The organism is Streptomyces sp. NPDC029164 (genome assembly GCF_055563995.1).
On the sequence record NZ_JBVHWW010000018.1, the window covers coordinates 85,928 to 99,600 of the forward strand.

The 13,673-nt window shown below is 71.2% G+C and carries 12 protein-coding genes and 1 riboswitch; of the genes, 11 read left to right on the plus strand and 1 reads right to left on the minus strand.

All coding sequences use genetic code 11. The features are described 5' to 3' along the window. Positions 1–59 precede the first annotated feature (59 nt). Together ACZ4VT_RS18980 and ACZ4VT_RS18985 are read left to right on the plus strand one after the other, a co-directional pair. Complete coding sequence (locus ACZ4VT_RS18980) at positions 60–683, plus strand: SurA N-terminal domain-containing protein (RefSeq protein WP_467951028.1); 624 nt, start codon at positions 60–62, stop codon at positions 681–683. Between the two features lie 28 nt (positions 684–711). Further along, the gene (locus ACZ4VT_RS18985) at positions 712–1,704 is read left to right on the plus strand and encodes a nucleoside triphosphate pyrophosphohydrolase (protein WP_467951029.1); all 993 of its coding nucleotides are present in this window, start codon (positions 712–714) and stop codon (positions 1,702–1,704) included. A gap of 40 nt (positions 1,705–1,744) precedes the next feature. On the opposite strand, the gene ACZ4VT_RS18990 is transcribed toward ACZ4VT_RS18985, so the two are convergent. Continuing rightward, a complete protein-coding gene (locus ACZ4VT_RS18990; protein ID WP_467951030.1) occupies positions 1,745–2,938 on the minus strand; it encodes a globin domain-containing protein in 1,194 nt (397 codons plus the stop codon). 148 nt (positions 2,939–3,086) lie between these two features. On the opposite strand from ACZ4VT_RS18990, the gene ACZ4VT_RS18995 reads away from it, so the two are divergent. The 9 genes from ACZ4VT_RS18995 (at position 3,087) to ACZ4VT_RS19035 (ending at position 13,673) form a co-directional block, all read left to right on the plus strand. Continuing rightward, a complete protein-coding gene (locus ACZ4VT_RS18995; protein WP_467951031.1) occupies positions 3,087–4,394 on the plus strand; it encodes a cytochrome P450 family protein in 1,308 nt (435 codons plus the stop codon). A gap of 69 nt (positions 4,395–4,463) precedes the next feature. Then, a complete protein-coding gene (locus ACZ4VT_RS19000) occupies positions 4,464–5,504 on the plus strand; it encodes a transglycosylase family protein (RefSeq protein ID WP_467951033.1) in 1,041 nt (346 codons plus the stop codon). A 276-nt stretch (positions 5,505–5,780) separates the two neighbouring features. Continuing rightward, positions 5,781–5,953: riboswitch (cyclic di-AMP (ydaO/yuaA leader) on the plus strand. A gap of 3 nt (positions 5,954–5,956) precedes the next feature. Then, positions 5,957–6,658, plus strand: coding sequence for a transglycosylase family protein (locus ACZ4VT_RS19005; protein ID WP_467951035.1), 702 nt, complete (start codon positions 5,957–5,959; stop codon positions 6,656–6,658). Positions 6,659–6,932: 274 nt separating this feature from the next. Beyond that, the gene (gene eno, locus ACZ4VT_RS19010; RefSeq protein ID WP_069920566.1) at positions 6,933–8,219 is read left to right on the plus strand and encodes a phosphopyruvate hydratase; all 1,287 of its coding nucleotides are present in this window, start codon (positions 6,933–6,935) and stop codon (positions 8,217–8,219) included. A 100-nt stretch (positions 8,220–8,319) separates the two neighbouring features. Then, positions 8,320–8,808: an FtsB family cell division protein gene (locus tag ACZ4VT_RS19015; protein WP_467951037.1), complete on the plus strand. Its 489-nt coding sequence runs from the start codon at positions 8,320–8,322 to the stop codon at positions 8,806–8,808. Between the two features lie 47 nt (positions 8,809–8,855). Continuing rightward, positions 8,856–9,395: a DUF501 domain-containing protein gene (locus ACZ4VT_RS19020; protein ID WP_351292336.1), complete on the plus strand. Its 540-nt coding sequence runs from the start codon at positions 8,856–8,858 to the stop codon at positions 9,393–9,395. Further along, positions 9,392–10,333 (plus strand): Ppx/GppA phosphatase family protein, encoded by a 942-nt coding sequence (locus ACZ4VT_RS19025; RefSeq protein WP_467951039.1) that lies wholly within the window; start codon positions 9,392–9,394, stop codon positions 10,331–10,333. The genes ACZ4VT_RS19020 and ACZ4VT_RS19025 overlap by 4 nt, the downstream gene beginning before the upstream one ends. Before the next feature lie 390 nt (positions 10,334–10,723). Further along, entirely contained in the window at positions 10,724–12,100 is a 1,377-nt protein-coding gene (locus ACZ4VT_RS19030; RefSeq protein ID WP_467951041.1) for an NAD(P)/FAD-dependent oxidoreductase, read from the plus strand. Positions 12,101–12,245: 145 nt separating this feature from the next. Continuing rightward, on the plus strand, positions 12,246–13,673 hold the full coding sequence (locus ACZ4VT_RS19035; RefSeq protein ID WP_467951043.1) for a class I SAM-dependent methyltransferase: 1,428 nt from the start codon (positions 12,246–12,248) through the stop codon (positions 13,671–13,673).

The window sequence follows — 13,673 nt, forward strand, 5'->3', positions numbered from 1 at the left end:
ATCGATCACCGCACGGCCCTTGTGCACCGACGCACAATCTCCCGGCCCTGGAGGCTCCTTTGCACCGTCGCACAGCGCTCTCCGTCTCCGCCGCCCTGCTTCTGGCGGCGCCTCTGCTGTCCGCCTGCTCGGGCGACGCCCGGCCCGGCACCGCGGCCGTCGTCGGCGGCGAACGGATCACCACCTCCGCCCTCCAGGCCCAGGTCAACGACGTCCGCGTGGCGCAGAACCGGACCGGGCAGGCCGCCGCCGAGCTCATCGCGAGCACCCCCAACCTGGAGCGCCAGAAGCTCGACTCGATGCTCCAGAGCCACGTCATCGACCAGATGGCCGAAACCGCCGGCGTCTCCGTCTCGGTCAAGGAGATCGAGGACGAACGCCGGGCGTACGTGGAGGAGAACAAGGGGGCCGAGCAGTTCGAGGCGCTGCTCCTGCAGAAGGGCGCCATGGCCCCCGGCCAGGTCGACCGCTTCCTGCGGGACCGGGTCCTGCTGACCAAGCTCACCGCGAAGTACGGCCAGGGGAAGCTGGAGGAGCCCGCCCGGGCCGCCGCGACGGACCTGCGCATCGAGGTCAACCCGCGCTACGGCGCCTGGGACGTCAAGCAGATCAAGCTCGGCGCCGGGGAGACCCCCTGGATCACCCAGCGGACCGGGCCCGAGCAGGCACCCGCCGGAGCCTGACGCGCCCGGCCGGAGGTAGGTTCGGAGGGTGACCGAGCACTCCGAACCCACCGCCGCCGAGCCCACGGGCCGCATCGTCCTGCTGACCACCAGCCACCGGGTCGCCCCCGGCGTGCTGTCCTGGCCGGCGTGGCAGACCCTGCACGCCGCGGACCGGGTGCTGTGCGCCGACCCGGGCCACCCGCAGCTGCCGTACCTGCGGGAGGCGGGCATCGAGGTCGCCTTCGGGACCCCGGACGCGCACGAGCTGGTCGAGGCCTGCGCGGGCGGTCGCACCGTCGTGCTGCTTCCGAGCGGGGAGGGCGACCAGCGGCTCACCGACGGGCTGGCCCGCCTGGCCGGCTCCGGCCGGATCCGGATGCCCGACCTGGAGCTGCTGCCCGGCTCGTACGACCTGCCCGGTGCGCGCCTGCTCGATCTGGTCCAGGTGATGGACCGGGTCCGCCGCGAGTGCCCGTGGACCTCGCGGCAGACCCACGAGGGCCTGGCCAAGTACGCGATCGAGGAGGCGTACGAGCTCGTCGAGGCCATCGAGGACGGGGACCGGGAGGAGCTGCGCGAGGAGCTCGGCGACGTCCTGCTCCAGGTGGTCTTCCACGCGCGGATCGCCGAGGAGCACGAGGATCCCGACGAGGCGTTCTCCATCGACGACGTGGCCGGTGCCCTCGTGGAGAAGCTGATCCGCCGGCATCCGCACGTCTTCGGCGACGCCGAGGCCGAGACCCCGGAGGACGTGAACGCGCACTGGCAGCGCACCAAGGCGGTCGAGAAGCAGCGGGAGTCGGTCACCGACGGGATCCCGGTGGGCCAGCCCGGTCTGGCGCTCGCGGCCAAGCTCGCGGGCCGGGTCCGCACGGGCGGCGTGCCCGTGGAACTGCCCCGCGGTGAGGGCATCGGGTACGAACTGCTGGCGCTGGCGGCACGCGCCGAGGCGGAGGGGACCGACCCCGAGACCGCACTGCGCGCGGCGGCCCGCGTCTACCGGGACGCGATCCGGGCCGCCGAGGGCGTCGGCGAGTAGCCCCCGGACGGTAGCCCCGGACGGTACTCCCGGGCGGCGTTCAGTCGTTCCCGTACTCCCGGGGCGCGCGGGCCGCGGGGTTGTGCCAGTGCGGCGAGGGGCGGTTCAGGAACCACTCGCCGAAGCCGAGCGGGCGGCCCCCGGGCCCCTGGCCCCGGTCGGCGGCGGGTACGGAGTCGTGGAAGAGCCGGCCGGGGCGCGCGCCCAGCTCCTGGAGGAGGTGGACGGTCTCCTCGATGAACTGCGGCGGGCCGCTGAGGTAGACGTCCTGGTCCGGCCACAGGGCGCGGTGGCCGAGCGCCGTCGCGAGCCGGTCGGTGGCCTGGTTGCGGTGCTGTCCGGGGGCGGGGGTGATGTAGGTGACGCCGAGCCAGCGGCAGGAGGCGGCGTACGTGTCGATGAGCGGGCGGTCGTAGAGGTGCGCGCCGTCCCGCGCCACCACGAAGAGCCGTACGTCCTGATCGGGAGGGTGTTCCGCGAGGTGCTCCAGCATCGCCCGGATCGGCGCCCAGCCGGTGCCGGCGGCGATGAGGCTGACCGGGCGGCCGGCGCGGCGGAAGGTCAGCTGCCCGCCGGGGGCACCGAGCCGCAGGACCTCGCCCGGCAGCGTCTCGCTGACCAGCGCGGTGCTGAGCCGCCCCTGGTCGATCCGGCTGACGTGGAGGTCGACGGTGCCGTCGGGGCGGGGGGCGTTTCCCAGGGAGTAGGTGCGCCACGTCGCCGGGACCCGCTCGCTGCACACGCTCGTGTACTGGCCCGGGACATAGGGGAAGGGGGCGTGCGGCCGCAGGGTCAGCACCCCGATGTCCTGCCCGTACCGGAGGTGGCGCACGACCTCCGCGTCCCACCACGGCGGGTCCTCGCTCGCGTCGGCGCCGGCCGTCATCGTGTCGGCGATCACCTGGTAGGCCTCGGCCCAGGCCTTCTCCACCTGTGGGGTCCAGGCCTCTCCGGAGGTCGCGGCGAGCGCGGCGAGGAGGCTGGAGCCCACGGCCGCGTAGTGCTCGGGGCGGGCCAGGAACTTGCGGTGGTCGCGCCCGAGGTCGCGGAGATAGGGGAGGAGGCTCTCGTCGTCGAGGTGGGCGATCACGTGGGTGAGCGCGGCGAAGACGCGGTCCCGCTGCCGTTCCATGTCCTCGGAGGAGGCCGGGAAGAGGTCACGGATTCCGGGGTTGTGCCAGAAGAGGTGGGAGTAGAAGAACTTGACCGCGTGCTCGGCCCGTCTCTCCACCACCGCGAAACTGCTTTTCAAGATCCTCACATCCACAAAACCGAAAGTAGGAATGCCGGGGAAGGCGAGGTCAAGCGATGGCCGATCTACGGACAGCCGCGACGAACGGGCCATATGGGATGGTGGTCCGGCGCCGGGATACGGTCGTGACGTGCATGAGCAGACCCCCGCAGACCCCGCCGACACCCCTTCCTCCGAGGGCCCGACCCTCTTCGACTGGGAGTTCGCGACCGACCCCTACCCGGCCTACGCCTGGCTGCGCGAGCACTCACCGGTGCACCGCACCAAGCTCCCCAGCGGGGTCGACGCCTGGCTGGTCACCCGGTACGCCGACGCCCGCCAGGCCCTCGCCGACCAGCGGCTGAGCAAGAATCCGGCGCACCACGCGGAACCGGCGCACGCCAAGGGCAAGACCGGGATCCCGGGGGAGCGCAAGGCGGAGCTGATGACGCACCTGCTCAACATCGACCCGCCGGACCACACCCGGCTGCGGCGGCTGGTGTCGAAGGCGTTCACCCCGCGCCGGGTCGCCGAGTTCACCCCGCGGGTGCAGGCGCTCACCGACCACCTGATCGACGCCTTCGCGGCGAAGGGGGAGGCGGACCTCATCCACGAGTTCGCCTTCCCGCTCCCCATCTACGCCATCTGCGAGATGCTCGGAGTACCGCGCGAGGACCAGGACGACTTCCGCGACTGGGCCGGGATGATGATCCGCCACGGCGGCGGCCCGCGCGGCGGCGTCGCCCGCTCGGTGAAGCAGATGCGGACCTATCTCGGCGAACTCATCCATCGCAAAAGGGATGATCTGGGCAATGACCTCATCTCGGATCTGATCCGGGCGAGCGACCACGGCGACCACCTCAGTGAGGCCGAGGCCACCGCCATGGCCTTCATCCTGCTCTTCGCCGGGTTCGAGACGACCGTGAACCTCATCGGCAACGGGGTCCACTCCCTCTTCATGAACCCCGGCCAGCGCGAGCGCCTCCAGCGCTCCCTCGCCGCCGGCGAGACCGGTCTGCTGGCCACCGGGGTCGAGGAACTCCTGCGCTACGACGGCCCCGTGGAGCTGGCGACGTGGCGGTTCGCCACCGAGCCGCTGACCCTCGGCGGGCAGCGGATCGAGGCCGGGGACCCGGTCCTGGTCGTCCTCGCGGCCGCCGACCGCGATCCCGAGCGGTTCGCGGAACCGGATACCCTCGACCTCTCCCGGACCGACAACCAGCACCTCGGGTACGGGCACGGCATCCACTACTGCCTGGGCGCCCCGCTCGCACGGCTCGAAGGGCAGACGGCGCTCGCGACCCTGCTGACGCGCCTGCCCGATCTGGAACTGGCTGTTCCGCCCCAAGACCTGCGCTGGCGCGGGGGGTTGATCATGCGAGGGCTACGTACTCTTCCCGTCCGGTTCGCGGCTCAAAACACTTGTGTGGCTTCTGATGAAAAGTCAGATCCCGCTTGAACTTGTGACAATCGTTCGAAGGCCGCTAGGTTCTGCCGTTACCCCGCTGTTATGCGAAAGGTGCACCTCATGCGTTCCGGGAACGGCCGCCACAGACGCCCCCGCCAGGTCCCCGCGCTGGTAGTCACAGCCGGAGTCACTGGCTCCGCGCTGGCTCTGCCGCTGCTAGCCGCCACCAATGCCACCGCTGCCGACACCGCGACCTGGGACAAGGTCGCCGAGTGCGAGAGCGGCGGCTCCTGGAGTGCCAACTCCGGCACCGGCGCGTACGGCGGGCTGCAGTTCACCCAGGAGGAGTGGCAGGGCGCCGGCGGACTCGACTTCGCCGAGCGCGCCGACCTCGCGAGCCGGTCCCAGCAGATCGCCGTGGCCGAGCGAGTGCTGGCCTCGCAGGGACCGCAAGCGTGGCCGCTGTGCGCCACCTCGGCGGGACTGGAGCAGCAGGGCCCCGCCGCCAAGGTGGATCCCGGTCTGCCCGGCACCTCCGGCCCGATCGCCCCCTCGCCCTCCCGCCCGGACGACGCGGTCCCGTCCACCACCGGCGGCGAGCCGGCCAAGGACTTCGGCGCCCCGACCCACGCGGCCCCCAGCCCGACAGGCAGCCCCTTCCTGATCCCCGACGCGCCGTCCGTCGGACTCCCCGTCATGCCGGCGCCGGACGCCCCGACGGCGCCTCCCGTCGACCCGTCGCAGCCGGCGGTCCCGGGCACCCCGGGCACCACGCCGCTGCCGCCCGTCGACCCGACGGCTCCGACCCTCCCGGTGGACCCCTCGGCGCCCACGACCCCGCCCACCACCACCCCGGGTGCGACCCCGGCGGACCCGGCCGCCCCGACCGCCCCGGCGACCCCGGGCGCCACTCCGGAAGGCGCTCCGGCCGAGGGCAGCGGCAAGCACCGCGGCGCTCCCGCGCCCGAGGCCCCCGTCCCGTCTGACGCCGCGTCGGCCCCCACGTACACGGTCCAGGAGGGCGACAGCCTGGCGACCATCGCGGTTGCCAAGGGAGTCAAGGGCGGCTGGAACGGCCTCTACGAGGCCAACGAGCAGGTCATCGGCGAGGATGCCAACCTGATCAAGCCCGGACAGAACCTGGATCTAACCATGCAATAAGGACACTTCAGGCGCCCGGAAAGAACTGATTGTCGGTTATCTGTAAGTGAGACATGTGTCTCTTCCGGTCAACTGGCGTGTCCCGCCCCGGGGCTTCCGCAAACCCCGTCCTCACCTGCGCAAACGCCCCTGCGGAGAGCGCAAGTAGGGCCCCTCTCTCCCCGATGTTCCTCGTTGAACATCGGGGAGAGACCTGTCTACCTTCTGATTCGCCCGCCACCGCGGGCTCCTTCGACCGCATCGCCGAATCCTGCCGGCGGACGGGGGGAACAGTCGTCGCGTCAAGCGCCGAAGGCAGGAGCGGGGGAACCAAGGTAGGCGCCGGGAGCGGCCGTTGAGAGACGGTCACGCCACCGGCTAGGGGTTAAGACGTGCGCTAGGTCGCACGGCCGGGCAACTCACTCGCCCGAACCCGACAGCTCACCTCGTAGGCGTCGGTGAGGAGAAACTCCATGCTGCTTTCCGGCAAGGGCAAGCACCGTCGCACCTCCAAGGCCGTCCGCATCGTCACGCTCGCCGGTGTCGCCGGTGTGGCCGTCGCCGCCCCCCTGATGGCCGCGGGCACCGCCAGCGCCGCCACCGCGTCCGAGTGGGACAAGGTCGCGCAGTGCGAGTCCGGCGGCAACTGGTCCATCAACACGGGCAACGGCTACTACGGCGGACTGCAGTTCTCGTCCTCGACGTGGGCCGCGTACGGCGGCAAGTCGTACGCCGCGCAGGCCAACCAGGCCTCGAAGTCCCAGCAGATAGCCGTCGCCGAGAAGGTCCTCAAGGGCCAGGGTAAGGGCGCCTGGCCGCACTGCGGCAAGGGTCTGTCGAACTCCTCCTACGCCGGTGGCGGCACGGAGACCTCGACGCAGAACAAGCCGAAGGCCGACTCGAAGAAGACCGAGACGAAGGCCACCCCGAAGGCCACGCCGAAGAAGGAGACCAAGCGCTCCGAGGCCCCGACCACCCGTTCCGAGCGCCCGGCGGCCCCCGAGGCCCCGAAGACCGGCAACGGCTCGTACGAGGTCAAGCCCGGCGACACCCTGGGCACCATCGCCGAGGTCAACGGCGTCAAGGGCGGCTGGGAGAAGCTCTTCGAGCTGAACAAGGACATAGTCTCGGACGCCGACCTGATCTTCCCGGGTCAGAAGCTGAAGCTCAGCTGAACACTGCGGCAATAGCCGCAAGAGCGTACGCAACGCACAGCATTCCCCCCGCCCGGCGCGTCTCCCCCCACGCGCCGGGCGGCGGCGTGCGTACCGGACAACGGGCGACGAACCGGAGACCTATGTCCCGGAAGAGGGGTATTCGGGCCCTTTTTCGTCCCAGGGGTCGGGCGGTCGGCCGGTCGAGTGCCCCGGGCCGGTTAGGCTCTAAGCGGCAAGGCCGTCCCACGGCCTGACATGCCACCGCACACCCAGCGTCACATCCCAGAAGGAGATGCTCGTGCCGTCCATCGACGTCGTCGTAGCCCGGGAAATCCTGGACTCCCGAGGCAACCCCACGGTCGAGGTCGAGGTGGGCCTCGACGATGGCAGCACCGGCCGTGCTGCAGTCCCGTCCGGCGCCTCCACCGGTGCATTCGAGGCCATCGAGCTCCGTGACGGTGACCCCGACCGTTACTTCGGCAAGGGTGTCGAGAAGGCCGTCCTCGCCGTCATCGAGCAGATCGGCCCGGAGCTCGTCGGCTACGACGCCACCGAGCAGCGCCTGATCGACCAGGCCATGTTCGACCTGGATGCCACCGACAACAAGGGCTCCCTCGGCGCCAACGCCATCCTCGGCGTCTCCCTCGCCGTCGCGCACGCCGCGTCCGAGGCCTCGGACCTGCCGCTCTTCCGTTACCTCGGCGGTCCGAACGCGCACCTGCTGCCCGTTCCGATGATGAACATCCTCAACGGTGGGTCGCACGCCGACTCCAACGTGGACATCCAGGAGTTCATGATCGCCCCGATCGGCGCGGAGTCCTTCTCCGAGGCGCTGCGTTGGGGCGCGGAGGTCTACCACACCCTCAAGAAGGTCCTGCACACCAAGGGCCTCTCCACCGGTCTGGGCGACGAGGGCGGCTTCGCGCCGAACCTGGAGTCCAACCGCGCCGCGCTCGACCTCATCGTCGAGGCCATCAAGCAGGCCGGCTACACCCCGGGCAAGGACATCGCGCTCGCGCTCGACGTCGCCGCGTCCGAGTTCTACAAGGACGGCAAGTACGAGTTCGAGGGCCAGTCCCGCTCGGCCGCCGAGATGACCGAGTACTACGAGGAGCTCGTCTCCGCGTACCCGATGGTCTCCATCGAGGACCCGCTGTACGAGGACGACTGGGCCGGCTGGAAGACCCTCACCGACAAGCTGGGCTCCAAGGTCCAGATCGTCGGCGACGACCTCTTCGTCACCAACCCGGAGCGTCTGGCCCGCGGTATCGAGGAGGGCTCCGCGAACGCCCTGCTCGTGAAGGTGAACCAGATCGGTTCGCTGACCGAGACCCTGGACGCCGTCGAGATGGCCCAGCGCAACGGCTTCAAGTGCATGATGTCCCACCGTTCCGGTGAGACCGAGGACGTCACCATCGCCGACCTCGCCGTCGCCGTGAACTGCGGTCAGATCAAGACCGGCGCCCCGGCCCGCTCGGACCGCGTCGCCAAGTACAACCAGCTGCTGCGCATCGAGGAGATCCTCGACGACGCCGCGGTGTACGCGGGCCGCAGCGCCTTCCCGCGCTTCAAGGGCTAATCACCCCCCTGAGGGGCTGGCCTCCGTACGTCCCCGCACTCGGTCCCGTACCGTGTGCGGGGACGTATTTGCGTAGTGCGTACACAGGGGAGGCGGACCAATGGCCGGGAACCGGGATCGGTTCTCCACCTTCTCCACCGCGACCAGGCTCAAGCAGCTCGGTGAGCGGACCGCCGCCCACGTCTACCGCTCGCAGTCGCGCCGGCAGGTCCGCCGCAGCCGGCTCACCGGCCGGGCCGCGCTCCTCGTGCTCGTCCTCTGTACCCTGGTCGTCGCCCTCGCGTATCCGATGCGCCAGTACGTCTCCCAGCGCTCGGAGATCGCGGAGCAGCGGCGGGCCGCCGCCACCGCGCGGGAGCGCCTGGAGCGGCTGCGCGACGAAAAGGCCCGCTGGCAGGACGACGCCTACGCCGAGCAGCAGGCACGCAGGCACCTGCACTTCCTGCGCCCGGGGGAGATCGGCTACATCATGAGCGACCCCGGGGCCCAGCCCCCGGAACCGCACCGGACCGGCCAGGCCGGCTCGGACCGCCCCTGGTACTCGAACGTCTGGGACGGCGTCGACAAGGCCGACCGCCCCGGCGACTGAACCAGTTCCATCCGTCATAGAACCGAACGAAGAGACTTCCTCCAGGCATGCAGACGCCCCCGCCCCAGACCGACCGGACCGAGCCGACCGACGCGGACATCGAGGCGTTCGAGCAGCAGCTCGGCCGCCCGCCGCGCGGGCTGCGCGCCATCGCGCACCGCTGCCCCTGCGGGCAGCCGGACGTGGTGGAGACCGCCCCTCGGCTCCCCGACGGCACCCCCTTCCCCACGCTGTACTACCTGACGTGCCCGCGCGCGGCCTCCGCGATCGGCACGCTGGAGGCCAACGGCGTGATGAAGGAGATGCAGGCCCGGCTCGCCGAGGACCCGGAGCTCGCCGCCGCCTACCAGGCCGCGCACGAGGACTACATCCGGCGCCGCGACGCCATCGAGGTGCTCCAGGGGTTCCCGAGCGCCGGCGGGATGCCGGACCGGGTCAAGTGCCTGCACGTGCTGGTCGGTCACTCCCTGGCCGCGGGCCCGGGCGTGAACCCGTTCGGTGACGAGGCCCTGGCGATGCTGCCCGAGTGGTGGGCCAAGGGCGCCTGCGTCACCCCGTGCGCGGAGAAGAAGGAGTCGGACGCGTGAGCCGGGTCGCCGGCATCGACTGCGGTACGAACTCCATCCGGCTCCTCGTCGCGGACTGTGACCCGGACACCGGCGAGCTGGTCGAGCTGGACCGGCGGATGACCATCGTCCGCCTCGGCCAGGGCGTGGACCGGACCGGGCGCCTCGCCCCGGAGGCGTTGGAGCGCACCTTCGCCGCCTGCCGCGAATACGCCGCGGTCATCAAGGAGCTCGGAGCGGAGAAGGTGCGCTTCGTGGCCACCTCCGCCTCCCGGGACGCCGAGAACCGCGACGAGTTCGTGCAGGGCGTCAAGGACATCCTGGGCGTGGAGCCCGAGGTGATCTCCGGCGACCAGGAGGCCGAGTTCTCCTTCACCGGCGCCACCAAGGAGCTCGTCGCCCACGAACACCTGGAACGGCCGTTCCTGGTGGTGGACATCGGCGGCGGTTCGACCGAGTTCGTGGTCGGCGAGGACCACGTGCGCGCCGCCCGCTCCGTGGACGTGGGCTGCGTCCGGATGACCGAGCGTCACCTCGCGGTGGACGGGGTCGTCACCGACCCGCCGTCCCCGGCGCAGATCGCCGCGATGCGGGCCGACATCGAGGCCGCCCTCGACCTGGCCGCCGAGAGCGTCCCGCTGGCCGAGGCGCGCACCCTGGTGGGCCTGGCCGGTTCGGTCACCACGGTGGCCGGGATCGTCCTCGGCCTGCCGGAGTACCTCTCCTCGGAGATCCACCACGCGCGGATCTCCTACGAGCAGGTCCGCGAGGTCAGCGAGCGGATGCTCACGGCGACCCACGCCGAGCGCGCGGCGATCCCCGTGATGCACCCGGGCCGGGTGGACGTGATCGGGGCCGGCGTGCTGGTGCTCCTGGCGATCATGGAGCGGATCGGCGCCACCGAGGTCATCGTGTCCGAGCACGACATCCTCGACGGAATCGCCTGGTCGATCGCCTGAACGACCTTCGAACGTGGGGTTGAGGGGTCTTCGGACCCGTGATCCACATGAAGTTCGTGAAGTTCTTCACAAGGAAAAGGGGCCTGGGGGGCCGACGGAAGGGCCGTTTGGGCCCCTCCAGAGGTCCTCGGGCCCTTTTCTGCGTGTGTTCGTGCGATCGGCGGACGCCGCGGGTTCCGCGTCAGAGGTATGGACGAACCCCTGTGGTCCAGTCCGGTCAAGGCCTTGGAGGCCAGTTCAGGACGGGTGAACAACGACTCCCGTTACACGGTGGTTCCCGTTGCGCGCCATGACGTCCGTCACGTGGGCGGCGGAGTGTAGCAGAGGCCCCCCGACTGCTTGTGAAGGGGCTCACGAGCGGCACCCCTTTGGGTGCTGGATACTCGTTCCATGAGCACCACGGAGCGTCCCAGGATCCTCGTTGTAGGAGGTGGGTACGTAGGCCTGTACGCAGCCAAGCGCATCATGAAGAAGATGCGCTACGGCGAGGCGACCGTCACGGTCGTCGACCCGCGCTCGTACATGACCTACCAGCCCTTCCTCCCCGAAGTGGCCGCAGGCAGCATCTCGCCTCGGCACGTCGTCGTCCCGCTGCGACGCGTGCTGCCCAAGGCAGAGGTTCTCACCGGCCGGGTCACCAGCATCGACCAGGACCGCAAGGTCGCCGTCGTTACGCCGCTCGTCGGCGAGGCGTACGAGCTGCCCTTCGACTACCTGGTGATCGCGCTCGGCGCTGTCTCCCGCACCTTCCCGATCCCCGGCCTCGCCGAACAGGGCATCGGTATGAAGGGCGTCGAAGAGGGCATCGGCCTGCGCAACCACGTCCTCGAGCAGCTCGACAAGGCCGAGTCCACGACGGACGAGAACGTCCGCCGCAAGGCCCTCACCTTCGTCTTCGTCGGCGGCGGCTTCGCCGGTGCCGAGACGATCGGCGAGGTCGAGGACATGGCCCGCGACGCCGCGAAGTACTACTCCACGATCAAGCGCGAGGACATGCGCTTCATCCTGGTCGACGCGGCCGACAAGATCCTTCCCGAGGTCGGGCCCAAGCTCGGCACCTGGGGCAAGGAGCACCTCGAGTCCCGCGGCATCGAGATCTACCTCAACACCTCCATGGACTCCTGCGTGGACGGCCACGTGGTGCTGAAGAACGGCCTCGAGGTCGACTCCCACACCATCGTGTGGACCGCCGGCGTCAAGCCCAACCCGGTGCTGGCCCGCTACGGCCTGCCGCTGGGCCCCCGCGGCCACGTCGATGCCCAGCCGACCCTCCAGGTCACGGGCACGGACTACATCTGGACCGCCGGCGACAACGCCCAGGTTCCCGACATGGCCGCCCGCAAGGCCGGCGTCGAGAACGCCTGGTGCCCGCCGAACGCCCAGCACGCGCTGCGCCAGGCCAAGGTCCTCGGCGACAACGTCATCTCGGGCATGCGGGGCTTCCCGCAGGCCGAGTACTCGCACTCCAACAAGGGTGCGGTGGCGGGCCTCGGCCTCCACAAGGGCGTCGCGATGATCGTCATGGGCAAGATGAAGATCAAGCTCAAGGGCCGGCTCGCCTGGTACATGCACCGTGGCTACCACGGCATGGCCATGCCGACCTGGAACCGCAAGATCCGCGTCTTCGCCGACTGGACCCTCGGCATGTTCCTCAAGCGCGAGGTCGTCTCGCTGGGTGCTCTCGAAACCCCGCGCGAGGAGTTCTACGAGGCCGCCAAGCCGGCCCCGGCTCCGGCCGCCACGGCCCAGAAGGCCAAGGCTTCCTGACCCGGCACCAGCCGGCAGGACCCTGAGCTCCACCTGCACGTCCCCGAAGGGGCCGCCCGCCATCCGTGGTGCGGGCGGCCCCTTCGGCGTACCCGGGCTCCGGGATGGGTAGAGGGAGGGGTCGGAGCTTTTGTGGAGGTGCGCCATGACCGACGCCGCGCCGCGGCTGGCCGCTGTTGCCGAGACACTGCTGGGTGCCCCGCTGCCGGTGCGCGTCCGGGCCTGGGACGGCAGCGAGGCCGGCCCGCCGAACGGCCCCGTGCTCGTCATCCACGACCGCCGCGCCGTGCGGCGAGTGCTGTGGAAGCCCGGCGAACTGGGCCTGGCCCGCGCATGGGTGGCGGGGGAACTGACCGTCGAGGGCGATCTTTTCGGCCTGCTGGACCGCGTGGCGGGGGTCCTGTGGGAACGCGAGCGCGCCCCGCTGCCCGCCGGCCCCGCGGGGCGCCCGGAACGCCCTCCTGCTGCCGCCGTGGCGCCGGGCGGCCGTCCGGTGCCCCACACGGCCCGAAAGGGCATCGCGGCCCTCCCGAGGCTGCCCCGGCTGCCCCGGCTGCCCGAGCTGCCGGGGGCCACATGGCGGGACCCGGCGCACCGGGCGGCCGTACGGGAGCTGATCGTGCTCGCCGGTCCCCTGCCGCCGCCCCCGCCCCCCGCCGAGGAGGCGGTCCGGCGGGGCGGGCGGCGGCACAGCAAGGGGCGCGACCGCCAGGCCATCAGCCACCACTACGACGTCGGCAACGACTTCTACGAGCGGGTGCTCGGCCCCTCGATGGTGTACTCCTGCGCCTACTGGAGCCCCGGCTCCACCCTGGAGCAGGCCCAGCGGGACAAGCTCGACCTGGTCTGCCGCAAGCTCGCCCTGCGGCCCGGTGACCGGCTCCTCGACGTCGGCTGCGGCTGGGGCTCCATGGCGCTGCACGCGGCCCGCGAGTACGGGGTCCGGGTCACCGGGATCACGCTCTCGCGCGAGCAGGCCGCGTACGGCCGCAAACGGGTCGCCGAGGCGGGTCTGGCCGACCTCGTCGAGCTGCGCATCCAGGACTACCGGGACGTCAGGGACGGTCCGTACGACGCGATTTCCTCCATCGGGATGGCCGAACACGTCGGATCCGACCGCTACCGGGAGTACGCCCGCACCCTGCACGCCCTGCTGCGCCCCGGCGGGCGGCTGCTGAACCACCAGATCGCCCGGCGGCCGGAGCCCGACGAGGAGGCGTACCGGATCGACGCGTTCATCGACGCCTACGTCTTCCCCGACGGCGAGCTCTCCCCGCTCGGCACCACCGTCGGCGAACTGGAGCGGGCCGGATTCGAGGTCCGCGACGTGGAGGCGCTGCGCGAGCACTACGCGATGACCCTGCGGGCCTGGGTGGCGGGGCTGGAGGAGCACTGGGACGAGGCGGTACGGCTGACCTCGCCGGGCCGGGCCCGGGTCTGGCAGCTCTACATGGCGGCCTCCGCGCTCGGCTTCGAGCACGGCCGCCTCGGGGTCAACCAGGTCCTCGCGGTGAAGCCCGCGCCGGGCGGCGACTCGGGCCTGCCGCTGCGGCTGCGCACCTGGGGGGCGTAA

Coding starts and splice junctions, on each gene's coding strand:
- ACZ4VT_RS19035 (WP_467951043.1), top strand. CDS start 12,246: ATGACCGACGCCGCGCCGCGGCTGGCCGCTGTTGCCGAGACACTGCTG.
- ACZ4VT_RS19005 (WP_467951035.1), top strand. CDS start 5,957: ATGCTGCTTTCCGGCAAGGGCAAGCACCGTCGCACCTCCAAGGCCGTC.
- eno (WP_069920566.1), top strand. CDS start 6,933: ATGCTCGTGCCGTCCATCGACGTCGTCGTAGCCCGGGAAATCCTGGAC.
- ACZ4VT_RS19030 (WP_467951041.1), top strand. CDS start 10,724: ATGAGCACCACGGAGCGTCCCAGGATCCTCGTTGTAGGAGGTGGGTAC.
- ACZ4VT_RS19000 (WP_467951033.1), top strand. CDS start 4,464: ATGCGTTCCGGGAACGGCCGCCACAGACGCCCCCGCCAGGTCCCCGCG.
- ACZ4VT_RS19020 (WP_351292336.1), top strand. CDS start 8,856: ATGCAGACGCCCCCGCCCCAGACCGACCGGACCGAGCCGACCGACGCG.
- ACZ4VT_RS19015 (WP_467951037.1), top strand. CDS start 8,320: ATGGCCGGGAACCGGGATCGGTTCTCCACCTTCTCCACCGCGACCAGG.